The sequence below is a fragment of the Streptococcus infantis ATCC 700779 genome (assembly GCF_000187465.1).
Classification (GTDB): Bacteria; Bacillota; Bacilli; order Lactobacillales; family Streptococcaceae; genus Streptococcus; species Streptococcus infantis.
Map to the genome: position 1 here is coordinate 994,769 of NZ_GL732439.1, position 22,836 is coordinate 1,017,604.

Genomic DNA, 22,836 nt, shown 5'->3' on the forward strand with positions numbered 1-22,836 from the left:
ACTAGTCTGTTTTATTTGACATGACTTTCTAGTTCTTTTTGGTATTTACTGTTTGATTCCAATTTTTCTTTTTGCCATTTTTCAAGAGCTGCTTGATATTCTTTAGCAGATACAATTTCTTTTTGCAATTTCATTCCCTTGAAGATATATGGATCACCCTTAATACCTACTTGTGAGTATGGTTTAGAGAAAGGAACAACGTTGCTGACAACTGGTGAACCACCTGATGAAGCTGTTGGCATCAAGAGAGAACTATCAGTGAGCCATGCTTGAGCTTTAGCATATTTTTCATATCTCTTGTCCAAATCGTTTGTTTCAGAAACTGCATCATCCAAGAGTTTCTTATATTCGTCCAGACCAAGTTGAGCTACTACTTCCTTGTCTTTACCTTTTGTAATACCAAGGTGTTTCATAGCAGAACCAGTCTTAGGATCCATGATATTAAGATAACTTGCTGGGTCTTGGTAGCTTGGAGCCCATCCAGTACTGTTCAAGTCATAGTCTTTTTGAGCTGGAACACGCGCCTGCGATGTAATGCTTTCCTTTTCGTTATCGGTCATCTGAAGGACATCAATCACGACATTTTCAGAACCAAGAGTTGACTCGATTGATTGTTTGAAGGAATTGCTTTGTTGAACGGCGATTGTATCTGTCTGTTCAACTGGAACATCCAAGTGAATTGGGAAGGTTACACCTTTTGCTTCCAATTCTTTCTTAGCTTTCTCAAATGAAGCCTTAGCTTTGTCAGGATTGTAGATAGAATCTTTTCCGTCTACAAGCTCAACGCCTTTCCATTGGTCTCCATAGTTGACCAATTCTTTTTGAGCGATATCACCAAAGTTTTTACCACCAGATTGTACAAAGTTATCTGGAACTAGACTGTTACGAATGATCTTGTCCGCACCATCTTCACCATTGAGTTGTGCAGCATAAGAATGACGGTTGAAGGCAAAGTTGATTGCTTGACGGAAGTCCTTGTTCAACATCGCTTCTTTTGTAGAAGTTTTCTGTTCTTCACTTGTTTTCGCAGTCTTATTATATGATTGACGGTTTACGTTAAAGGTAAAGTAATAACTAGTTGAATCCTGTGGACTGTATGTGATTTTATCTCCGTATTGTTCCAATGTAGAAGCAAAGTTTGAGCTACTTGGGAAGATACGAGCTGTTGTATAAACACCTGAAGAGAAGCTACGGATTAATGATTCTTGGTCTGAACCATCATAATAGGTCAATTTTACTTTCTCAATTTTAACCTTCTCTTTATCCCAATAATTTGGGTTCTTTTCGTATTCGATTAAAGATTTTGAAGTCAATGTCTTCAGGATATACGGACCGTTATAAAGAATACCAGATGGACTTACTGCTCCGTAATTCTTACCTGAAGCTTTGAGGAATTCCTCGTTTACCGGCAACATGGTTGCTGAAGTTACTTTCGAATTCCAGAAACTTTCAGGTGCATTAAGAGTATACTGGACTGTGTAGTCATCCAACGCCTTAACCCCAACTGTAGAGAAGTCATTAGTCTCACCAGTCATATATTCATTCAAGCCCTTAATGGAGTTTTGAATAAGAGTAACACCGTCTGATTTACCATCTGCTACGTGTTTTAGTCCAGTAACAAAGTCATGCGCTGTTACTTCAGCGTATTCTTCACCCTCTGAGGTATACCATTTAACTCCTTTACGAAGTTTATAAGTATATGTCAAACCGTCTTGTGAGACAGTCCAATCCTCTGCTAGTGAAGGAACCAAATTTCCATATTCGTCGTTTTCCAACAATCCATCAACAACGTTACCAATAATATCCGTTGTTGAAGTACGAGTTGCAATACTGTAGTCCAAAGATGATGGGTCTACTCCATAGACATAAGAGAAGGTTGTAGGTGCATCTGCTTCTTTATCAGCTTTACCACAAGCCACAAGAAGAACTGCTGTACTCAGGACAACTCCTGCTGTTAACATCCACTTTTTCGTTTTCATAAATATCTCCTTTAATAATTTTTAATCTACTTTTACAATCCAGCCTTCTGGTGCTTCAATGTCACCAAATTGGATACCTGTCAATTCATCGTATAGTTTACGAGTTACTGGACCAACCTCTGTTTCACTGTAGAAAACATGGAAATCATCACCGTGTTGGATTCCCCCAATAGGTGAGATTACTGCTGCTGTTCCACAGGCACCTGCTTCTACAAATCGATCCAGACTATCAATTGGTACATCTCCCTCAACAGGCTTCAAGCCCAAACGATGCTCTGCCAAGTAAAGTAATGAGTACTTGGTAATCGATGGCAAAATTGACGGACTGAATGGCGTTACAAACTCATTATCAGCTGTAATTCCAAAGAAGTTTGCTGAACCAACTTCTTCAATCTTAGTGTGGGTTGATGGGTCTAGATAAATAACATCTGAGAAATGACGGGATTTAGCCATTTTTCCTGGCAAAAGACTGGCTGCATAGTTCCCACCGACCTTGGCAGCTCCTGTTCCATTAGGTGCAGCACGGTCATACTCATCTTGAATCAAGAAGTTTGTTGGAACCAATCCACCCTTGAAATAGTTTCCAACAGGCATAGCAAAGATAGTGAAAATATACTCCTCGGCTGGTTTTACCCCGATGATATCTCCAACACCAATCAAGAGCGGACGAAGGTAAAGTGTTCCACCAGTCCCATAAGGTGGTACGTAGTCCTCATTAGCCCGAACAACTGCTTTACAAGCTTCTACAAACATTTCTGTTGGCACTTGGGGCATCAAGAGACGGTCACAGGTACGTTGGAGTCGTTTAGCATTTTCATCTGGACGGAAGAGTTGAATACTGCCATCTTTTGTACGATAGGCTTTCAATCCTTCAAATGCTTGCTGTCCATAGTGAAGGCTTGGAGATGATTCTGAAATATGCAAGGTTGCATCTTCTGTTAATTCTCCTTGAGTCCATTGTCCATTTTTAAAATAAGCGATATAACGATAAGGTAGTTTCATATAGGAAAAACCGATATTTTCCCAATCAATCGTAACGGTCATGACAATCTCCTTTATTCTAATCAAGCTTTGTGTTCTATTCTACACTATTCTCCTAAAAATTCAAGTATTATTTGTAATTTTCTGAAAATTTTACTTATAAAAAATCAGTCACTAGGACTGATTTTCTTATCAATTATCTTTTTCTTCTTTAAAGACTTCTTTGAGGTAGGCATCGAAAACTTCCTCGTCTGAAATAGTATCTGAGATAAAGCTTCCATTACTTGTGCGCTCTGATAGATTCAAATCTTGCAGAATTGCTTCGTAAATCGTTCCATTATTTGATTGGATAACAAGAGTTTGTTCACCATCTTCTACTTCTGTACTGAAGAGATCTCCGATAAATCCTTGTTCTGAAACAGCACCGGCCAAGAAGACGCGATGTGGTTTACTCTTCAATTCTCTCAGAACTTGAAGGCCACGCTTAGCACGACTGGTCGCTGGAATTTCCTCTGTTGATACACGTTTCAAGCTTCCACGTTGCGTTAACAGATAGAAAGATGAAGTATTGCAGATAAAGGCAGCTTGAAGCTCATCATCTGCTTTCAGATTCATAGCTTTAACACCTGCAGCCTTGGCACCAACAACTGGAACCTCTTCGATATTAAAGCGAAGGGCATATCCATTTTTACTAATCAACAAAACATCATCCAATTTAATCGGAGCTACTGCTACAATCTGGTCACTATCGTCTTTCAACTTAGCATACTTGACAGACTTAGAACGATAGGTTCTCCATGGAGAGAATTCTTTGCGTTCGACACGCTTAATCTGTCCAAGGCGAGTCGCTGCAAAGTAGGTTGTCGCATCATCAAACTGATCCACAACTTCTACGTATAGCACTTCTTCGTTGGTTTCAAAGTTTGTAATCGTTTGGCTCAAGTGCTCACCGATATCCTTCCAACGAATATCTGCTAATTCATGGACAGGACGGTAGATAACATTTCCTAGTGTTGTAAAAATTAAGAGATGTTGAGTTGTCTTAACAGATTGGATAAATAGCAATCGGTCATCATCCCGTTTACCAATTTCCTCTAACGTTGAAGCTGAGAAAGAACGAGGGCTAGTACGCTTGATATAGCCAGCCTTCGTCACGCTGACATAGGTATCTTCCTCTGCGATAAGGCTAGCTGTATCAATCTCGATCACTTCTGCTGTATCTTCTAAAGAACTCAAACGAGGTGTCGCAAACTGTCTCTTGACATCACGAAGTTCTTTTTTCATGAGATTATACATAGTTCGTTCGTCACCGATGATAGCCGTCAGCATAGCAATTTTTTCGCGAAGTTCTGCTTCTTCTTCTTGCAAGACAACTACGTCTGTATTGGTCAAACGGTATAGTTGCAAGGTAACAATAGCTTCAGCCTGCTCTTCAGTAAAATCATAACTGACCTTGAGGTTCTCCTTGGCATCAGCCTTGTTCTCAGAAGCACGTATAAGAGCAATGACTTCATCTAAAATAGAGATGACACGAATCAAACCTTCCACGATATGGAGACGTTTTTCAGCCTTTTCCTTGTCAAAGCGAGAACGTGCCAAGATGACCTCACGACGGTGGGCAATATAGCTAGATAAGATAGGCACAATTCCAACCTGACGAGGGGTGAAATTGTCAATCGCAACCATGTTGAAGTTGTAGTTGATTTGTAAGTCAGTATACTTGAAAAGATAGTTGAGAACAAGCTCTGTGTTCGCATCTTTCTTGAGTTCGATAGCAATACGAAGACCATCACGGTCAGACTCATCACGAACCTCAGCGATACCTGCTACCTTGTTATTGACACGGACTTCATCAATTTTCTTGACCAAGTTAGCCTTATTAATCTCATAGGGAATCTCAGTGATAACGATTTGTTCCTTACCACCTTTTAGCTTCTCAATTTCAGTCTTAGAACGAACGACCACGCGCCCCTTACCAGTTTCATAGGCTTTCTTGATCTCATCACGGCCTTGGATAATCGCTCCTGTAGGAAAGTCTGGTCCAGGCAAGAATTCCATCAACTTATCTACCTTGGCAGTTGGGTGATCAATCATGTAGACTGTCGCATCGATAACCTCAGCCAAATTATGCGGTGGAATATCTGTGGCATATCCAGCCGAAATCCCAGTCGAACCATTGACTAAGAGGTTTGGAAAGGCTGCTGGCAAAACCGTCGGCTCTTTCTCGGTATCGTCAAAGTTCCATGCAAAAGGAACTGTCTTTTTCTCGATATCCTGAAGAAGATAACCAGCAATCTCAGACAAACGAGCCTCTGTATAACGCATAGCCGCAGGTGGATCTCCGTCCATGGAACCATTGTTACCATGCATTTCAACTAGAATCTCACGGTTTTTCCAATCCTGAGACATACGAACCATGGCATCATAGATAGAAGAGTCCCCGTGTGGGTGAAAATTCCCCATGATGTTCCCGACAGACTTGGCCGACTTACGGTAGCTCTTGTCAAAAGTATTGCCATCTTTATTCATCGAATAAAGAATACGACGCTGAACCGGCTTCAATCCATCACGAATGTCTGGCAAAGCCCGGTCTTGAATGATATATTTGGAGTAGCGACCAAAGCGCTCTCCCATGATGTCCTCTAAGGACATATTTTGGATATTACTCATATAAGATACAAAGGGACGTTTCGGCCTGGCGAAAATTTCTGTAGAAAAATAGGAAATCGATGCAGGGTTCGATGAACCCAAGGCGATTTATCTTTTTTCCCAAGAAATTAGTCCCGTGTTCAGTTACCTCTAGTAACCAAACTATCCTTTCTGTAGTTTAAAATACGTTTTAAAAGATGCGTCAGGAGTTTTCACACAGCATTTAGGGCGTGTTCAACTCCTTTCAAAGAATGTAGAGTAGATTTTATACAGTTAAAGAGATTTTACGGGAATTAGTCCCGTGTTCAGTTACCTCTAGTAACCAAACTATCCTTTCTGTAGTTTAAAATACGTTTTAAAAATGCATCAGGAGTTTTCACACTGTATTTAGGGCGTGTTCAACTCCTTTCAAATTTTATATAAGTGAACTAGGTTGTAACAAAAAAACGATTTATCTTTTTTACACACCGTTTAGTCCGTGTTCAGTTTTTACATGCAAGTTGAAAAGAATGATCTCACAGAAATAGACGTGTTTGGATTATAAAAAATAGATTATTCATATTCTTGTTTTAATGCATCCTTAACTTCTTCTTTTAACGAATCCAAAAAATACTTTTTAATTTTAATTACTTCATCTACAACAGAATTGTCTAAATAGAAAACTCTACCAGTCTGTTGTTCATGAAGTTTTTTTAATAAATCCTTTTTATTTGGCCAAATAAGTTTTCTTGCTGCTGGAATGAATGCTTTATGTCCAGTGAACGGTAAAGTGAAACATTGACCTTTTTTAAATGACTTATTAATTATCGTTAAGGTAGCAAAGCCCATAACCTCTTCACCGAGCACAACAACAATGAATGGTCTAATATCATATTCATTTCCTTGATTAGAATAATAACAATACTCTTTAGAAATATTATATTTATATTTCTTACCTTCAATTTCTGTCGATTTAAATTTTAGAACTCGTAAATTATCAGGTTGCAAACCATGACTAGAAGTATTTAACTCAATCTTATTATCATCCTCTGAATAAATCAAATAGACTGTTGGATCATCTCCAAAATCACCTTCAAATTCAAAAGACTGAAACAAATAATAATTATATTTATAGTCATTTCTTGAAGTAATGGTCATTTTAGAAATCACAGGGGCAGTAATTACCAAATTGTCTATTTTCGATTTTTGAATATATGCTAGTTGAGTATCTTGTTTAATATTATTTTTAAAACCAAATTCTTGCAATTGTTTTAAGAGTTCCTCTATTGAGGATACTATTTCAGTATTCGATTCTTTAAAAACATTTGCTAAAACAGCGGTATCTGACTGAGAAAATTGAGACATTTCTCTCACTAGGTCAATCAATTTTGTATCCAGCTCATCCATCAAACTAATTGAAAAACTTTTATTGAAAGTCTGAGGATACTGATCCTCCAAAGAGTTTTTAAAATCATCATAAGTCGCAAACTTACTTTTCGAGTGATATTCAATCATCAAAAGTTCTTCAAAGATATGATTTGTCTCCCAAAATCTTAAAACCTCTTCAAAATACGGATTATCTTTATGACGATCTATCATATAATCTCGAAAATCTTCGATAAATTTTTTTAAACTCTTTTTATCAGCCTTCTCTTGCAAATTTAGTGAATCATAAAATTGATTCCAAGAAAAATCCGCTACTTTGCCAAATAAATATGAAGTAATTCCTAAATCTAAAAACATTATAATCCTCCGAAATGTTACTAAATGGCTTCATCCTTATCAATGGAATTCTAATCTACTACATTTAAGCATCTTCTTTCCTCAGCATATCTCATCATCTTCTCAGCCGCTTCTTTTTCATACTTAAAGCCCATCTTTTGAGCAAGATATTGAGCTTCTTGATGGAAAAGTTGCATGGTAGCGAATAAAGACTGAGTGATTTTGTCTAAACTTGAGAAATCAAGCAGATTTGAGAATTCCTTCTCCTTCTCAACAGGCAAGTAGTTAAAGAGGTACTTATAGTTCTTACCGATGTCGACTACTCCTCTATCTCTTGCGACCTGCCAAGCTAAGATTTTCAAAAGTTCTTGCTGACAAATACCGTAGAGATGGTCCGTTGCATAAATGACTTGCTTACGACAAATTCCTTTGACCACGTAGGCTGACACCCACCAAAATTCATTACAAGTTTTTTCAAAATCCGTCTCACTAGCTGGACTTGTCCAGAAGCGCTCTGGACTGGGAGAATGAGGCACAAACAAGCCCTTAGGATCCTCTTGCACCGTGAAATCCGCTTCGCTTTCTACCCACTCTTGAATGTGGTCTTTGGGGCAAAGGGTTAAATCAATCCGATTGCCATCTTCAAATAGCATGAGGTAGAGACGACGGTTTCCTAGGATATTATGTTGTTCAATGATACGTGTGCCAAACTGGTCCAACCAAGCAAGGTCACTTGTTAGAGTGTCTAAGTCGTCCACAACATAGACTACGTCGTAATCCTGAAACTCATCTTTTGGTGCTTGACCCTCTGCTCTTGAACCAGATAGAGCCACGGCTTCGACTTTTAAGGTTTTCGCAACTTGTAAGAGCAAATTTAGTATTTCTGTTTCAGTTCTCATGTAGTTCTTCCTCAGTGGTCTCTATGTTCTGAATAACAGCATCTTCATTTCTTTGCTTAAGAAGTTTCTGAACTCTTTTTCTTTCAAGCTCTCCGACTATAAATTGGATAATTGAACTGATTCCAAAAAGTGGTAGCAGCAACATAATTCCCATTTCTTCCGTAAGCATTAAAAAGAGGAAGTTAATAATCGAAAATATTGCTAAAAACCAAGCATTTATCCTAAGAAATTTTGAGTAACTATTAGGATAATGCTTGAGATGTTTATTGCTCTTATAAATAGCTGTGAATCCAAAAGCAAGGCTCACAGGTGTGAAAATATAAAAGTCAAAAACATAGAAGAGCAAACCTGCATAAGGATTAGACCTTAAAGGATTATCAAATAAAAAGACACCTGTGGTTACTATAGTTAATAGTAAAAATTCAAGAAAGCGAATTTTCTCAGGTTTTCCTGGTTTAGCAATCATATACGTAACTGCACCTAGAACCAGGACTATCACAAGAAAAGGAGTGTCAAACAAAATACTTATCATGATTCATACCTCTTTTAGGGAGCCAAGATCATTAAGAAGGAAGATCTAATTAAATCAATCCTTGAGACTGACGCCATTTATCATAGGTTTCAATGTCTGTTTTGACCATATTCATACAAAGTCCTACAACAGCCATATCATCCAAGTAGCCTGCTAACGGAATAAAATCTGGAATAATGTCAATTGGGGAAAGGAAATAAATAAGTGCGCTTAAAACGGCTAAAATAGTCCCATAAGGAACCGTGGTGTATTTTCCTTGAACATAATTTTTCACTAAAGAAATCATGACTGGGATCATTGTAAATTTCTTACCAACCAATGGCATCTCTTTAATTTTTTGCTCCAAACGGTACAAAAAATCATCTAATTCATCTTTATCGTTTAATAAGGCCTCAGATTGCGCATAGCCACTTTCAAGAGCTTCTTTCACTTGCTCTTCACTAAGATTTTCAGACATATCTTGTCCTCCATTTGTATTTATATCCTAATTTTAAAACACTGTTGCTTCTTCCATGTGTATTTTTTAAACTAGTTTCTGATTTTTAAACTGATAAGCCTAGTCTGTATTAACTTTATCATTAGAATTTTTTTATCTTTTATCTGGAATCATAGAATGACTTGCACTAATTGCAACATTTTCATCAAGAATATGTTTCAATTCATCCAAAGCTTTTCTAAAATTTGTAATTAAAGCTGGAGAAATATTCCAACAATCTTGTTCAGTATTAGGAATATTATTTCTATATTTTGTGATTTCCTCATCCATATTTTGTACTCTTGAAAATATAGATTTAGATTCTGGCCTAGTTTGCGTCTTATCTTTTATCAATGGATTTTCACATATACTTCTAACTACAGCTAGTTCGATTGTTGTAGAATCTTGTAAAAAATCCTGTTTTGTTGTCTTTGTTGATAATTTATTAATAGCTTCTTTAGCTCTCACAATTTCATCTCTAAAGAATATCTCCTCTTTTATCTTAGATATTGTTTTTAATCTTTGCTCTTCAATATTTTTTACTTCAGTTAGTACTTGAAAATTAATAAAGACAGAGAAAATTCCAATTAATCCAGAAAAGATTCCAATAAATGATATAATTCTTTCAGCATCACACACCATCTCATTAGTAGAGCTAAGTGCTAAAAAAAATGATAATCCTAATAAAATTAACACAATTAAACTTACAATTATTTTATTTCCAATTAATTTTTTCAAAACACCATCTCCCCACTCTCTTCCAACGTAAACTTGACATTATCTTCAATCCACTTACGACGTGGTTCGACCTTATCACCCATTAAGACATTGACACGACGTTCTGCACGTGCTAGATCTTCGATTGTAACACGGATAAGAGTTCGAGTTTCTGGATTCATGGTTGTTTCCCAGAGCTGGTCCGCATTCATTTCACCAAGACCTTTATAGCGTTGGAGCGTTGCGCCTTTGCCGAATTGTTTACGTAGTTCTTCTAGTTCGCCATCCGTCCACGCGTAGGCTACTTCTTCTTTCTTTCCTTTACCTTTTGACATCTTGTAAAGAGGCGGAAGGGCGATATAGACATGGCCTGCCTCGACTAGTGGACGCATGTAGCGATAAAAGAAGGTTAAGAGAAGAGTTTGAATGTGGGCACCATCGGTATCCGCATCGGTCATGATAATGATCTTGTCATAGTTAGCATCTTCAAGGGAGAAATCTGCCCCAACACCAGCACCGATGGTATAAATCATGGTATTGATTTCTTCATTTTTGAGGATATCAGCCATCTTGGCCTTGGCTGTATTGATCACCTTACCGCGAAGAGGTAAGATAGCCTGGAATTTACGGTCACGACCTTGTTTGGCAGAGCCACCGGCAGAATCACCCTCGACTAGGTAGAGTTCATTCTTAGCTGGATTTTTAGACTGGGCTGGCGTTAATTTACCAGAAAGTAATCCCTTGTCTTTCTTATTCTTTTTGCCATTTCGGCTCTCATCACGCGCTTTACGAGCCGCTTCACGAGCATCACGAGCCTTGATAGCTTTACGAATCAGATTTGAAGCTAGTTCCCCATTTTCCATAAGGAAGAAGGTCAGTTTTTCAGCAACAATACTATCAACGATTGGACGAGCTAGTGGACTTCCTAGTTTGTCCTTAGTCTGTCCTTCAAATTGCAAATGTTCTTCAGGAACCAAGATAGAAAGAACAGCTGACAATCCTTCACGGTAATCTGACCCTTCAAGATTTTTATCTTTTTCCTTGAGAAGCCCCGTCTTACGTGCATAGTCATTCATAACCTTGGTAATGGCTGACTTCAGTCCTGTCTCATGCGTTCCACCGTCTTTGGTACGGACGTTATTGACAAAGGATAAGATGTTATCTGAAAATCCATCATTATACTGGAGGGCAACTTCTACTTGGAAACCATTGTCTTCTCCTTCAAAGTAAAGGACTGGCGTCAAGGTTTCCTTGTCTTCGTTAAGATAAGAAACAAAGTCCTGTACCCCATTCACATAATGGAACTCGATTGCTTCATCTGTTCGCTTGTCCGTTAATGACAAGGTTACATTCTTCAAGAGAAAGGCTGACTCATTGAGACGCTCTGAAATAGTATTGTACTTAAAGTCTGTCGTAGAAAAGATGCTGGCATCTGGCATGAAGGTCACTTTGGTACCTGTCTTAGATTTAGGTGCAGTCCCAATCTTTTCTAGAGTGGTAACTGGCTTGCCTCCATTTTCAAAACGTTGTCTATAAACTGCGCCATCACGAGTAATTTCTACCTCTAACCAACTAGAGAGGGCATTGACGACAGAAGATCCAACCCCGTGGAGACCTCCTGATGTCTTATAACCACCCTGACCGAATTTTCCTCCGGCGTGAAGGATGGTAAAGATAACCTCAACCGTTGGAATTCCCATAGCGTGCATTCCAGTCGGCATTCCACGTCCGTGGTCTTGAACCGTTAAACTTCCGTCTTTATTAATGGTCACATCGATCCGGTCACCAAATCCAGACAAGGCCTCATCGACAGCATTATCGACGATTTCCCAGACAAGGTGGTGGAGACCAGCACCGTCAGTCGATCCGATATACATCCCTGGACGTTTACGGACCGCATCCAACCCTTCTAACACCTGGATGGCATCATCATTATAATTGTTAATATTGATTTCCTTTTTTGACACAAGGAACCTCCTATTTGTTCATCTTTACTATTTTACAGGTTTTCTAGGGATTTTGCAAAATTTTTCTAGTTAAAAAGCCTATTCCCAAGTCTTTTTTAGCAAAAACATCACCTAGTTATACCAAAAAAAGAAACCAAGACAAAATCTTAGTTTTCTTTTCCTTTAATTTGGTTTGTAGCCACATCTTCACCAAACCATTTCTTGCTTATTTCTTGGAATTTACCTTCTTGATAGAGTTCTTCAAAAGCTTTATTCAAATTCGCTAACAAGGTCTTATCAGCTGGTCTCACACCAACTGCAAAAGACTCACTCTCAAAACCAGCAGGAATAATCTCATACTGATCTAAAATTCCTTCAGTTTCAAGATAATAATTGGCGTAAACACGGTCGATTAAAAGGGCATCAATCCGATCATTTTGCAAGTCAATCAAGGCTTCGTTAAAACTCTGATATTGGTTGGCTTTTTGATCTTTTACGATATTTTTTAAAAGTTCTGGTCGGGCTTCGAAATCTATATAACCAGAAGATCCTGCCTGGGCACCCAAAACCTTTCCTGTCATATCAGACACTGATTGTATATTCTGAGATTTCTTAGAGACTAGAACCTGCTGGTTCTCCATGTAAGGAATGGTAAAAGCAACCTTCTCACGGCGTTCATCAGTCGCTGAATATCCATTCCAGATAGCATCAATGGTGCCATTTTGAAGTTCTGTTTCCTTCATATCCCAATCAATGGGTTGAAACTGAACCTTAAAGCCAAGTTTCTCAGAAACAGCTTGGGCTAAATCAATATCAAATCCAACATATTGCCCATTCTTTTCTTCAAAGCCCATGGGAACAAAAGTATTGTCAAATCCAATAGTAATGCTTTCTTGTTGTTGGTATTTTTCCCAATTATCTACTTTAGGATTGCTAGCTTTTTGCGTGCATCCTACCAGGAAAAAAGCAAGAAAGAATACCAAAACAAGGCTGATTTTCTTTCGATTCATAGACACCTCCTACTTAGGCTCTACTTTGAGAATCTGGTCAGCAATATTCTCTGCAAACTGGAGATCGTGAGTCACGACAATCTGAGTCATGCCTAATTCTCGATTTTGTAGAATCAGTTTTTCAACCTCGAGACGCAACTCAGGGTCAAGGGCTGAAGTTGGTTCGTCATACCCAATCACTTCGGGATCTATCATCATAGCGCGTGCTAAGGCAACCCGTTGCTTTTGACCACCAGATAATGAGTATGGATAGGCATCTGCATGAGCTTCGAGTCCTAGACGAGTTAATAAGTCGACCGCCTTCTTCTTAGCATCCGCTTCAGACATCCCCATAGTCTTGATGGGTGACAATATCAAGTTCTCCATAACGGATAAGTGAGGAAAAAGCTGAAAATCTTGAAACACAAAACCTAACAAGTGACGCTTTTCAAGTTCATCCAAAGGTAGGGATTCTCCATTATAAAAAATCTCACCTGAATCAATGGTTTCAAGTCCAGCTAACATTCTAAGTAAGGTTGTCTTCCCACCACCAGAAGGTCCAACAATAGCCAAAATCTGCTTTTCAGGAATTGTTAAATTGAAATTGGATAAAATTTCTTTTTTTCCAAATTTTTTGCTGATATTTTTTAACTCTAACATGGATAACCTCCTATCTATAGTAGCTAAACTTTTTCTCAAGTTTCTTAGCTATAATCGTAACAATACCAATCATGAGAAGATAGATAGCTCCTGCTAGAAACATTGGAATCAAGCTCGCATCACGATTGGCTGCAGTACGACTAGCTAGGATTAAATCTGAAATACCGAGTGCATAGACCAAAGAAGTATCTTTAACCAAACTCATAACCTCGTTAAATACACTTGGTAAAACAATCTTAGTGACCTGAGGCAAGATAATATAGCGGACGGTATCGATAGGTTTGAATTTCAAAACCTTAGCTGCTTCATATTGTCCTTGAGGAATCGTTGCAATCCCTCCACGGAATATTTCTGCAAAATAGGCTGCATAATTAAGCGTGAAAGCAATAATCGCTGCTGGTACCCGATCAAGTCGAATCCCGATACTTGGAAGAACATAATAAATAAAAATCAACTGCAAGAGCAATGGTGTACCACGCATCACCCAGATATAAACATCAATCATGTAATGGAGGGGTTTCCAATGGACCTGTAAGCAAAAGGCAACCAAAATACCTAAAGGAATTGAAAAGAGTAAGACCAGTGCAAATACTTGTAAAGTCATTGTCGCACCGCTCAATAAACTAGGTAATATCTCAAATAAGTAAGACATATTCCACCTCCTAAAAATAATTGTTCCTATTATAGCATAAATAAACATTAAATCAAGTTTTTCAGAAATTTTCATGAATTTTTAAAACTTTAGCCTTTATTTTTGAATAAAAATGGTACTCATGATAAACTTATCAACTTTGATAAAGTATCAGATGTCACAGCTAGTAAACAGATTCAGTTCCGTTTCTCTCCTAATTCATGGTATAATAGAAACATGATGACAATAGTATTATTAATTTTAGCTTATTTATTGGGTTCAATTCCTTCAGGCTTGTGGATTGGACAAATATTCTTTAACATCAATCTAAGAGAACATGGATCTGGGAATACTGGAACGACCAATACCTTTCGAATCTTAGGCAAAAAAGCTGGAATGGCAACCTTTGTAATTGATTTCTTTAAAGGTACTTTGGCTACTCTACTTCCACTAATCTTTCATGTGCAGGGAGTTTCACCAATCGTCTTTGGACTTTTAGCAGTCATTGGACATACCTTCCCTATCTTTGCAAAATTTAAGGGTGGTAAAGCTGTTGCAACCAGCGCAGGAGTTATTTTTGGTTTTGCTCCTCTCTTTTGCCTATACCTTGCAGTCATTTTCTTTGGAATCCTTTATCTGGGAAGTATGATTTCCCTCTCTAGTATTTCAGCTGCTATTGCTGCGATTATTGGAGTCCTTCTGTTTCCTCTCTTTGGATTTATTTTAACTAGTTATGACCTACTTTTTACTGTGATTATTATTGGTCTTGCCAGTCTAGTAATTGTACGCCACAAGGACAATATCAAACGTATACAAAGTAAAACAGAAAATCTCATTCCTTGGGGACTTAACCTAACGCACCAAGAACCAAAAAAATAAAACGTCAGTTTCAACTGACGTTTTTTATGTTATTTAGACTTGATATAGTTGATACCATCTGCCTTCGGCGCAACAGCTTTACCAAAGAAGGCTGCTAGGACGACAATGGTCAAGAGATATGGTGCTATTTGCAAGTAAACGGCTGGTACTCCTTGCAAGAATGGAAGCTGAGAACCGATAACTGCCAAACTTTGTGATAGCCCAAAGAAAAGACTTGAAAGCATAGCACCAACAGGATTCCATTTACCAAAGATCATGGCTGCAAGAGCGATAAATCCAGGCCCTACGATAGTTGTAACTGAGAAGTTGACGGAGATTGACTGAGCGTAAATAGCTCCTCCGATTCCTCCAAGGAAGCCTGAAATCACAACTCCAAGATATCTCATCTTGTAGACATTGATACCCAAAGTATCTGCTGCTTGTGGGTGTTCACCAACTGAACGAAGGCGAAGTCCAAAGCGAGTCTTAAAGAGGATAAACCAAGCTAGGAATGAGAAAGCAATTGCTAGGTAACCTAGTAGACTAGTTGACTTGAAGAAGATATCTCCGATAACAGGGATATTAGCTAATACTGGGAAGTCAAAACGACCAAAAGTTTGCGTTAAGTTATCCGTTTGTCCCTTATTATAAAGCACCTTCACCAAGAAAACTGCCAAGGCTGGCGCCATCAAGTTAAGCACAGTACCACTGACAACATGGTCTGCACGGAAATGAACTGTAGCTACTGCGTGAACGAGCGAGAAGATAGCTCCGACTAATCCACCAACTAGAAGAGCTAACCAAGGAGTTAATGCTCCCAAATCTTGAGCAAATTCAAGGTTAAAAACAACTCCAGAAAAGGCACCTATGACCATGATTCCTTCAAGACCAACGTTAACAACTCCACCACGTTCTGAGAAAACTCCTCCGATACTTGTGAAAATAAGTGGTGCTGCATAAATCAACATCGAAGAAACCATAAGGGTTAACATTGTTGTAATCGACATCCTTATTTACCTCCTTTAAGTTGTTTTCTTGGTTTGACAAAGCGTTCGATGATGTAGTGAACGCTGACAAAGAAGATAATTGAGGCTGTAACGATACTTACAAGCTCAGATGGTACTTGTGCAGCATTCATACCAGGGGCTCCAACTTGAAGAACACTGAAAAGGAAGGCTGCAAATAGAATTCCAACTGGTGAGTTTGAAGCAAGTAGGCTTACTGCCATACCGTTAAATCCGATTGCTAATGATGAACCTTGAACATAAACGTTTTGGAAGGTACCAAGTCCTTCTACTGCGCCACCAAGTCCTGCAAGGGCACCAGAAATAATCATTGATAGAATAATGGTGCGTTTCGCTGAAATACCTGCGTATTCAGAAGCATTTGGATTGAGACCAACTGCACGGATTTCAAAACCAAGAGTTGTTTTCTTGAGCAAGAACCAGATAACTACTACTGCTATGATTGCAAAGAAAATTCCAATGTTCATACGAGAGTTTCCAGTCAACTCAGCAAGCCATGGTGTCTGATAGGTTGCATTTGCACTAACACGAATGGATGAGTCAGTACTTTGCATGATTTCTTTAGGGAAGTGATGAATAAAGGCATTGCCCACATAAAGAACAATGTAGTTCATCATGATGGTTACAATAACTTCAGATGTCCCAAGGTAGGCTCTTAAAATACCAGGAATAGCACCAACGATTCCTCCTGCAACTAAGGCAATTACAATCGTCGCAAGAATCATCAATGGTCGTGGCAAATCTGGGAAAGAGAGGGCGAACCAGCCACTCATAACCCAACCTGCGAGAGCTTGTCCTGGAAGACCAACGTTAAAGAAACCAGCACGACTTGCAACTGCAAATCCAAGGGCAATCAGAATTAAAGGTCCCATAGCACGGAAGATTTCACCGATTCCACGAACACTACCAAAGGCTGTGTAGAATAATTCTTCATAACCCCAGATAGCATCGTAACCGAAAATCCACATGACGATGGCTCCGAGTAGAATTCCTAAAATAACAGAAATCAAAGGAACCGAAATTTGTTGTAATTTTTTAGACATCACTCTTCTCCTTTTCCAATTCACCACCAGCCATCAAGACACCAAGCTCTTGCTTGTTGGTTGTTTCTGGCGTTACAATCCCTTGAATCTTACCATCATGGATAACAGCAATTCTATCAGAGACATTTAGAATCTCATCTAGTTCAAAGCTGACTACAAGGACAGCTTTCCCATTATCACGTTCTTGAATCAAGCGTTTGTGAATGTACTCAATAGCACCGACGTCCAAACCACGAGTAGGTTGACTGACGATAAGGAGATCAGGATTTCGATCGACTTCTCGAGCGATGATAGCTTTTTGTTGATTTCCTCCAGAAAGAGCTGATGCTGGAACAATCTCACTAGCAGCACGCACATCGAATTCCTGCATTAACTGTTTAGCGTACCCGATGATATTGGTGTAGTTTAAGATTCCCTTCTTGCTAAGAGGTTCCTTATAGTAGGTTTGAAGAGCGATATTTTCAGAAATCATCATTTCTAAAACTAAACCATCACGGTGGCGATCTTCCGGAACGTGGCCTACACTCATTTCTGTAATTTGACGAGGGTGTAAGCCTACGATAGACTGGCCTTTCAACTCCACGCTACCAGACTCAATCTTACGAAGACCAGTGATAGCTTGGATTAATTCAGATTGACCATTTCCATCAATACCGGCAATTCCGACAATCTCACCAGCTCGAACATCGAGTGAGAGATTTTTAACAGCAGGAACACCACGGTTTTCGTTTACTACTAGGTCTTTAATAGACAGAATGACTTCTTTAGGTTGAGCTTCCTGTTTCTCAGTTTTAAAGGAAACAGAACGTCCTACCATCATCTCAGCTAAGTCAGCATTAGTTGCGCCAGCAATCTCTACTGTTTCAATAGATTTACCACGACGGATAACTGTGACACGGTCTGATACAGCACGAATCTCATCCAACTTATGGGTAATCAAGATAATTGATTTACCTTCTTTAACCAAGTTCTTCATGATAGCCATCAATTCATCAATTTCTGATGGCGTCAAAACAGCGGTAGGTTCATCAAAGATAAGAATATCAGCTCCACGATAAAGTGTCTTCAAGATTTCAACACGTTGTTGAGCCCCAACAGAGATGTCTGCAACTTTGGCAGAAGGATTCACAGCAAGGCCATAACGTTCAGACAACTCATTGATTTCTCGAGTTGCACGAGCAATATCTAGCACACCATTTTTGGTCAATTCACTCCCCAAAATGATATTTTCAGCAACAGTGAAAGCTTCTACCAACATAAAGTGTTGGTGGACCATCCCAATCCCTAAGCTAGCTGCTTTTGATGGCGAATCTAGTTTTACAACTTGACCGTTGACCACAATTTCACCACTAGTTGGTTCTAAAAGCCCCGCTAGCATGTTCATAAGAGTGGACTTACCAGCTCCATTTTCTCCTAAAAGTGCATGAATTTCACCTTTACGAAGTTCAAGGTTAATCTTGTCGTTAGCGACAAATTCACCAAAAACTTTGGTAATTTCACGCATCTCAATGACATTTTCGTGTGCCATGTGCTCTTCCTTTCAGAATTATATTTTATTTCAATAAAACCTGCTAAAGAAACTTAGCAAGCTCTATTGAGACAAAACCATTTGTCTCAATTCTTAAAGAAGCGGCCACTGGCCGCTTCCTAAGAAATGACTTCCTTCAATTATTTTTCAGGAACTTTGATGCTACCATCAAGGATTTTAGCTTTTGCATCTTCAACAGCTTTTTTACCTTCTTCAGAAAGGTTTGTTACTGCCAAGTCAACACCTTTATCCTTCAATGAGTAAACGATAACTTGACCACCAGGGAATTCACCTTTTTCAGCCTTGTTTGAGATATCTTGAACTGTTGTTCCAACTTGTTTCAATGTAGAAGCAAGCACGAAGTTAGCTTCTTTACCGTCTTTAGAAGTGTATTTACCTTCATCAACTTGGTCACGGTCTACACCGATAACCCAAACTTTTTCGTCTTCATTTTTACTTTCGTTCAATGATTTAGCTTCAGAGAAGACACCAGCTCCAGTACCACCAGCTGCTTGGTAGATAACGTCTGCACCTGCAGCGTATTGGGCTGCAGCGATTGTTTTACCTTTAGCCGCATCACCAAATGATCCAGCATAGTCTACTTGAACCTTGATAGATGGGTCAACTGACTCAACACCAGCTTTAAAACCAGCTGCGAAACGAGAAATAACTTCAGATTCCATACCACCTACAAAACCAACTTGTTTAGTTTTTGTAGTTTTAGCAGCTGCAACACCTGCAAGGTAAGCTGCTTCGTTGTCTGCGAAAGTAACGCTAGCAACGTTCTTTTGATCTTTAATCACATCGTCAATCAAAACATAGTTTTTATCTGAATGTTCTTTTGCTGCTTCTTCAACAGCGTTGTGAAGTGCAAAACCAACACCAAAGATCAAGTTGTAGCTTCCAGCTGCTTGGTTCAAGTTGTTAGCGTAGTCAGCTTCACTTGTTGATTGGAAGTAAGTGTAACCATTGTCTTTTGAAAGGTTGTGTTCTTTACCCCAAGCTTGAAGACCTTCCCAAGCTGATTGGTTAAATGATTTATCATCAACACCACCAGTATCTGTAACGATAGCTGCTTTAGTCTTCACATCAGAAGAAGATGAAGCTGCGTTACGAGAAGAGCGATTACCACATGCAGCAAGTCCAAATGCTGCTACTGCAACTAGACCAAGGCCTAGCCATTGTTTCTTGTTCATTTCTGAACCTCCTAAATAAGATGCGCAACTAAGTTGCAAGTATGGATTGATCGGTCACAAGGACCCTTGCCACTCAGAGAGTGACACAGACTATTGTAAGTCTGTAAAAGAATATGGAAGTAATTCCCCGACCGTCATCTCGACCGTCGATTTATCTTTGGCGACTAGAGTCACCTTTAGATCTGGTTTAAAAAATTCGACCATAACTTGACGACAAGCACCGCAAGGCGAAATTGGTTTCTCAGTTTGACCATAAACAATCAATTCTGAAAAGTCTCGTTGTCCTTCAGAAATCGCCTTAAAGATTGCTGTTCTTTCGCCACAGTTGGTCAAGGGGTAGCTAGCATTTTCAATGTTAACCCCTGTATAGATACTTCCGTCCTTGGCTACCAAAACAGCGCCAATCGGAAAATGTGAGTAGGGAACGTAAGCTTTTTTACTAGTTTCAATCGCTAATTCAATCAACTCAGTAGTCGCCATCAGCTAATTCTCCTTTTAAGATTGCAACACCAGAAGATGTTCCAATACGAGTAGCTCCTGCTTCAACAAAGGCAACTGCATCTGCATAAGAACGAGCTCCACCAGCTGCTTTGACCCCCATATCAGGACCAACTGTCTGACGCATTAATTGAACATCTGGCAAAGTTGCTCCACCTGTTGAGAAACCTGTAGAAGTCTTGACAAAGTCTGCACCAGCTTTTTGAGCAAGTTGGCAAGCCAGAACTTTTTCTTCATCCGTTAACAAACAAGCTTCAATAATAACCTTAACAAGTTTGTCACCGCTAGCCTCAACAACTGCTCGAATATCTGATTCGACCAAGTCAGCATTCCCAGACTTAAGCGTTCCAACATTGATAACCATATCAATCTCATCAGCACCATTTTGGATGGCTTCTTTGGTTTCATAGGCTTTGACAGCTGAAGTTGTAGCTCCAAGAGGAAAACCTACAACTGTACAAACCTTGACATCAGTATCTGTTAGACCTGCTTTTGCATGCGAAACCCAGCAAGGATTCACACAAACACTGGCAAAATCGTACTCTCTTGCTTCAGATAGCAAACGATCGATTTGTTGTTCGGTTGCATCTTGCTTTAAAAGCGTATGATCAATGTATTTATTTAATTTCATTTCGGATTTTCCTTAAATTAGGAGATAATTTCGATGATTTCACGCATTTTTAGCGTTTCATCACTCATTTTAATTTTAACATATTTTTGGAAATCTGTAACTATTTCCGGAGAAATTTTGCCATTTGCATATACTTTTGCGACAATTTCACCTTTTTTGACTGATTCTCCAACTTTCTTCTCAAAAACAATTCCTGTCTCATAATCAAGAGCATCTGTTTTGACTGCACGACCAGCACCTAATCTCATGGCAAAAAGACCGAACTCCATGGCTGGAAGTGCCTCAATAACACCATCTTCCTGAGCAGGAATCTCAATTACATGGTCAACTTTTACTGGACGATAGAGGTCTTCTAGGTTTCCACCCTGAGCTAGAACCATCTCTTCAAATTTCTTGAGTGCCTGACCATTTTCAAGATGTTGCCTTACTTCCTCGACTGTTTTTTCAACATTTGCCAGAGAAAGCATAATCTGGGCTAACTCACAGATAAAGTGACTAATATCCTCGCGTCCTTTACCCTGAAGAATTTCTAGTGCTTCTAGAATTTCCAAGCGATTCCCAATGGCACGTCCTAATGGTTGACTCATATCCGTAATGACTGCTACTGTCTTTCGACCAACAGCTTTCCCGAGATTTACCATGGTTTGAGCCAGTTGGCGTGCCTCGTCGACTGTCTTCATAAAGGCACCTTCACCGACAGTAACATCAAGCAAAATAGCATCCGCTCCAGCTGCAATCTTTTTACTCATGACAGAACTAGCAATCAGTGGAATAGTATCAACTGTTGCTGTCACATCACGTAGTGCATAGAGCAACTTATCCGCTTTGACTAGTTGGTCAGATTGACCAATAACTGAAACCCCGATATCCTGAACCTGTTTGATAAAGTCATTTTGACTGCGTTCGACTTGAAAACCTTTGATAGATTCTAATTTATCGATAGTACCTCCGGTGTGCCCCAGACCTCTACCACTCATCTTGGCAACTGGTACGTCAAAACTAGCTACCAAGGGTGCTAGGATTAAAGTTACCTTGTCACCAACACCACCCGTAGAGTGTTTATCAACCTTGATACCTTCAATAGCAGATAAATCAAATTCCTGACCTGTCTTGACCATGTTCATAGTCAAATCGGAAATCTCACGTGTGGTCATGCCTTTAAAATAAACAGCCATAGCAAAAGCAGACATTTGATAATCTGGAACAGTTCCAGCTACATAGCCTTCTACCAGCCATTTGATTTCACTTGAGGTTAGTTCTTGTCCGTCTCTTTTTTTCTGGATTAGATCTACTGCTCTCATTCTTTCACACTTCTAAGGATATAATATCCCTTGTCTTTCTTCACGACCTCACAATTACCAAAGACTTCTTCCATCTTGTTTTTGGCACTAGGAGCTCCTTGTTTCTTTTGGATGACAATGGTCAAATCTCCACCATCCTTAAGATAATCAATACTTTTCTCAATGATTTCATGAACAACCTGCTTGCCTGCACGAATGGGCGGATTCGAAATGACATGATCGAATTGACCTTCTACCTGCTCATAAATATTGGACTGGAAGATAGTCGCTTGAACATTGTTTTTTACTGCATTTTGCTGGGCTAAATCCAGGGCACGATTATTGATATCCACCATGGTCGCTTGGGCACCATAAGCTTTAACCAAAGACAAGCCTATTGGACCGTAGCCACAACCAACATCAAGGATTTTTTCATCTTTTTCGACATCCAGACATCTTAACAACAACTGACTTCCGAAATCAATCATTTTTTTGCTAAAGACACCAGCATCTGTCAAAAAGGTCATCTTTTGCCCAAGTAGGTCAACTCTAAGTTCATGAACATCATGGGCTGCATCTGGATTTTCTGCATAATACATTTTACTCATAGTTTCATTT

The 22,836-nt window shown here is 39.2% G+C and carries 20 protein-coding genes and 1 pseudogene; 1 reads left to right on the plus strand and 20 read right to left on the minus strand.

All coding sequences use genetic code 11. The features are described from left to right. Positions 1–11: 11 nt before the first annotated feature. The 12 genes and pseudogenes from HMPREF9423_RS07345 to HMPREF9423_RS07400 all read right to left on the minus strand — a co-directional run bounded on the left by HMPREF9423_RS07345 (position 12) and on the right by HMPREF9423_RS07400 (position 14,180). A complete protein-coding gene (locus HMPREF9423_RS07345) occupies positions 12–1,979 on the minus strand; it encodes a peptide ABC transporter substrate-binding protein (RefSeq protein WP_006148694.1) in 1,968 nt (655 codons plus the stop codon). A 21-nt stretch (positions 1,980–2,000) separates the two neighbouring features. After that, positions 2,001–3,023, minus strand: a complete 1,023-nt coding sequence (locus HMPREF9423_RS07350; RefSeq protein WP_006148695.1) for a branched-chain amino acid aminotransferase — start codon at positions 3,021–3,023, stop codon at positions 2,001–2,003. 129 nt (positions 3,024–3,152) lie between these two features. Beyond that, positions 3,153–5,630, minus strand: a complete 2,478-nt coding sequence (gene parC, locus HMPREF9423_RS07355) for a DNA topoisomerase IV subunit A (RefSeq protein WP_006148696.1) — start codon at positions 5,628–5,630, stop codon at positions 3,153–3,155. A 531-nt stretch (positions 5,631–6,161) separates the two neighbouring features. Further along, positions 6,162–7,331, minus strand: a complete 1,170-nt coding sequence (locus tag HMPREF9423_RS07360) for a hypothetical protein (RefSeq protein ID WP_006148697.1) — start codon at positions 7,329–7,331, stop codon at positions 6,162–6,164. A 50-nt stretch (positions 7,332–7,381) separates the two neighbouring features. Then, a complete protein-coding gene (locus tag HMPREF9423_RS07365) occupies positions 7,382–8,209 on the minus strand; it encodes an aminoglycoside 6-adenylyltransferase (protein ID WP_006148702.1) in 828 nt (275 codons plus the stop codon). After that, positions 8,199–8,675: a hypothetical protein gene (locus HMPREF9423_RS07370; protein WP_006155685.1), complete on the minus strand. Its 477-nt coding sequence runs from the start codon at positions 8,673–8,675 to the stop codon at positions 8,199–8,201. The genes HMPREF9423_RS07365 and HMPREF9423_RS07370 overlap by 11 nt, the downstream gene beginning before the upstream one ends. 184 nt (positions 8,676–8,859) lie before the next feature. Then, positions 8,860–8,958 (minus strand): annotated as a pseudogene (locus HMPREF9423_RS12850) (YkvA family protein); the annotation flags it as partial. A gap of 372 nt (positions 8,959–9,330) precedes the next feature. Further along, positions 9,331–9,954, minus strand: a complete 624-nt coding sequence (locus HMPREF9423_RS07380) for a cupin domain-containing protein (protein WP_006148705.1) — start codon at positions 9,952–9,954, stop codon at positions 9,331–9,333. Then, entirely contained in the window at positions 9,951–11,900 is a 1,950-nt protein-coding gene (parE, locus tag HMPREF9423_RS07385; protein ID WP_006148706.1) for a DNA topoisomerase IV subunit B, read from the minus strand. The genes HMPREF9423_RS07380 and parE overlap by 4 nt, the downstream gene beginning before the upstream one ends. A 146-nt stretch (positions 11,901–12,046) precedes the next feature. Beyond that, entirely contained in the window at positions 12,047–12,889 is an 843-nt protein-coding gene (locus tag HMPREF9423_RS07390) for an amino acid ABC transporter substrate-binding protein (protein ID WP_006148707.1), read from the minus strand. A gap of 9 nt (positions 12,890–12,898) precedes the next feature. Beyond that, positions 12,899–13,528, minus strand: a complete 630-nt coding sequence (locus tag HMPREF9423_RS07395; RefSeq protein WP_006148708.1) for an amino acid ABC transporter ATP-binding protein — start codon at positions 13,526–13,528, stop codon at positions 12,899–12,901. A 10-nt stretch (positions 13,529–13,538) separates the two neighbouring features. After that, the gene (locus HMPREF9423_RS07400; protein ID WP_006155687.1) at positions 13,539–14,180 is read right to left on the minus strand and encodes an amino acid ABC transporter permease; all 642 of its coding nucleotides are present in this window, start codon (positions 14,178–14,180) and stop codon (positions 13,539–13,541) included. Positions 14,181–14,396: 216 nt separating this feature from the next. Between HMPREF9423_RS07400 and plsY the strand changes: the two genes are divergently transcribed. Next, positions 14,397–15,038, plus strand: coding sequence for a glycerol-3-phosphate 1-O-acyltransferase PlsY (plsY, locus tag HMPREF9423_RS07405; RefSeq protein WP_025170191.1), 642 nt, complete (start codon positions 14,397–14,399; stop codon positions 15,036–15,038). Positions 15,039–15,067: 29 nt separating this feature from the next. Here the strand turns inward: plsY and HMPREF9423_RS07410 are convergent, their stop codons facing one another. The 8 genes from HMPREF9423_RS07410 to HMPREF9423_RS07445 all read right to left on the minus strand — a co-directional run bounded on the left by HMPREF9423_RS07410 (position 15,068) and on the right by HMPREF9423_RS07445 (position 22,826). Further along, positions 15,068–16,024, minus strand: coding sequence for an ABC transporter permease (locus HMPREF9423_RS07410; protein ID WP_006148711.1), 957 nt, complete (start codon positions 16,022–16,024; stop codon positions 15,068–15,070). Positions 16,025–16,026: 2 nt separating this feature from the next. Then, positions 16,027–17,085 carry an ABC transporter permease gene (locus HMPREF9423_RS07415; RefSeq protein ID WP_006148712.1) on the minus strand — a complete coding sequence of 353 codons (1,059 nt, stop codon included), beginning with the start codon at positions 17,083–17,085 and terminating at the stop codon, positions 16,027–16,029. Beyond that, a complete protein-coding gene (locus HMPREF9423_RS07420; protein ID WP_006148713.1) occupies positions 17,078–18,613 on the minus strand; it encodes an ABC transporter ATP-binding protein in 1,536 nt (511 codons plus the stop codon). The genes HMPREF9423_RS07415 and HMPREF9423_RS07420 overlap by 8 nt, the downstream gene beginning before the upstream one ends. 140 nt (positions 18,614–18,753) lie before the next feature. Beyond that, complete coding sequence (locus HMPREF9423_RS07425) at positions 18,754–19,809, minus strand: BMP family lipoprotein (protein WP_006148714.1); 1,056 nt, start codon at positions 19,807–19,809, stop codon at positions 18,754–18,756. Between the two features lie 90 nt (positions 19,810–19,899). Further along, the gene (locus tag HMPREF9423_RS07430) at positions 19,900–20,289 is read right to left on the minus strand and encodes a cytidine deaminase (protein WP_006148715.1); all 390 of its coding nucleotides are present in this window, start codon (positions 20,287–20,289) and stop codon (positions 19,900–19,902) included. Continuing rightward, entirely contained in the window at positions 20,276–20,938 is a 663-nt protein-coding gene (gene deoC, locus HMPREF9423_RS07435) for a deoxyribose-phosphate aldolase (protein WP_006148716.1), read from the minus strand. Before deoC ends, HMPREF9423_RS07430 begins: the two co-directional genes overlap by 14 nt. Before the next feature lie 17 nt (positions 20,939–20,955). Further along, positions 20,956–22,239, minus strand: a complete 1,284-nt coding sequence (locus tag HMPREF9423_RS07440; RefSeq protein ID WP_006148717.1) for a pyrimidine-nucleoside phosphorylase — start codon at positions 22,237–22,239, stop codon at positions 20,956–20,958. Then, the gene (locus tag HMPREF9423_RS07445; protein ID WP_006148718.1) at positions 22,236–22,826 is read right to left on the minus strand and encodes a class I SAM-dependent methyltransferase; all 591 of its coding nucleotides are present in this window, start codon (positions 22,824–22,826) and stop codon (positions 22,236–22,238) included. The genes HMPREF9423_RS07440 and HMPREF9423_RS07445 overlap by 4 nt, the downstream gene beginning before the upstream one ends. Between the last annotated feature and the right edge of the window lie 10 nt (positions 22,827–22,836).

Coding starts and splice junctions, on each gene's coding strand:
- HMPREF9423_RS07445 (WP_006148718.1), bottom strand. CDS start 22,826: ATGAGTAAAATGTATTATGCAGAAAATCCAGATGCAGCCCATGATGTT.
- HMPREF9423_RS07395 (WP_006148708.1), bottom strand. CDS start 13,528: ATGTTAGAGTTAAAAAATATCAGCAAAAAATTTGGAAAAAAAGAAATT.
- parC (WP_006148696.1), bottom strand. CDS start 5,630: ATGAGTAATATCCAAAATATGTCCTTAGAGGACATCATGGGAGAGCGC.
- HMPREF9423_RS07400 (WP_006155687.1), bottom strand. CDS start 14,180: ATGTCTTACTTATTTGAGATATTACCTAGTTTATTGAGCGGTGCGACA.
- HMPREF9423_RS07390 (WP_006148707.1), bottom strand. CDS start 12,889: ATGAATCGAAAGAAAATCAGCCTTGTTTTGGTATTCTTTCTTGCTTTT.
- HMPREF9423_RS07425 (WP_006148714.1), bottom strand. CDS start 19,809: ATGAACAAGAAACAATGGCTAGGCCTTGGTCTAGTTGCAGTAGCAGCA.
- HMPREF9423_RS07350 (WP_006148695.1), bottom strand. CDS start 3,023: ATGACCGTTACGATTGATTGGGAAAATATCGGTTTTTCCTATATGAAA.
- HMPREF9423_RS07440 (WP_006148717.1), bottom strand. CDS start 22,239: ATGAGAGCAGTAGATCTAATCCAGAAAAAAAGAGACGGACAAGAACTA.
- HMPREF9423_RS07365 (WP_006148702.1), bottom strand. CDS start 8,209: ATGAGAACTGAAACAGAAATACTAAATTTGCTCTTACAAGTTGCGAAA.
- HMPREF9423_RS07360 (WP_006148697.1), bottom strand. CDS start 7,331: ATGTTTTTAGATTTAGGAATTACTTCATATTTATTTGGCAAAGTAGCG.
- HMPREF9423_RS07370 (WP_006155685.1), bottom strand. CDS start 8,675: ATGATTGCTAAACCAGGAAAACCTGAGAAAATTCGCTTTCTTGAATTT.
- HMPREF9423_RS07420 (WP_006148713.1), bottom strand. CDS start 18,613: ATGGCACACGAAAATGTCATTGAGATGCGTGAAATTACCAAAGTTTTT.
- deoC (WP_006148716.1), bottom strand. CDS start 20,938: ATGAAATTAAATAAATACATTGATCATACGCTTTTAAAGCAAGATGCA.
- HMPREF9423_RS07345 (WP_006148694.1), bottom strand. CDS start 1,979: ATGAAAACGAAAAAGTGGATGTTAACAGCAGGAGTTGTCCTGAGTACA.
- HMPREF9423_RS07430 (WP_006148715.1), bottom strand. CDS start 20,289: ATGGCGACTACTGAGTTGATTGAATTAGCGATTGAAACTAGTAAAAAA.
- plsY (WP_025170191.1), top strand. CDS start 14,397: ATGATGACAATAGTATTATTAATTTTAGCTTATTTATTGGGTTCAATT.
- HMPREF9423_RS07410 (WP_006148711.1), bottom strand. CDS start 16,024: ATGTCGATTACAACAATGTTAACCCTTATGGTTTCTTCGATGTTGATT.
- HMPREF9423_RS07415 (WP_006148712.1), bottom strand. CDS start 17,085: ATGTCTAAAAAATTACAACAAATTTCGGTTCCTTTGATTTCTGTTATT.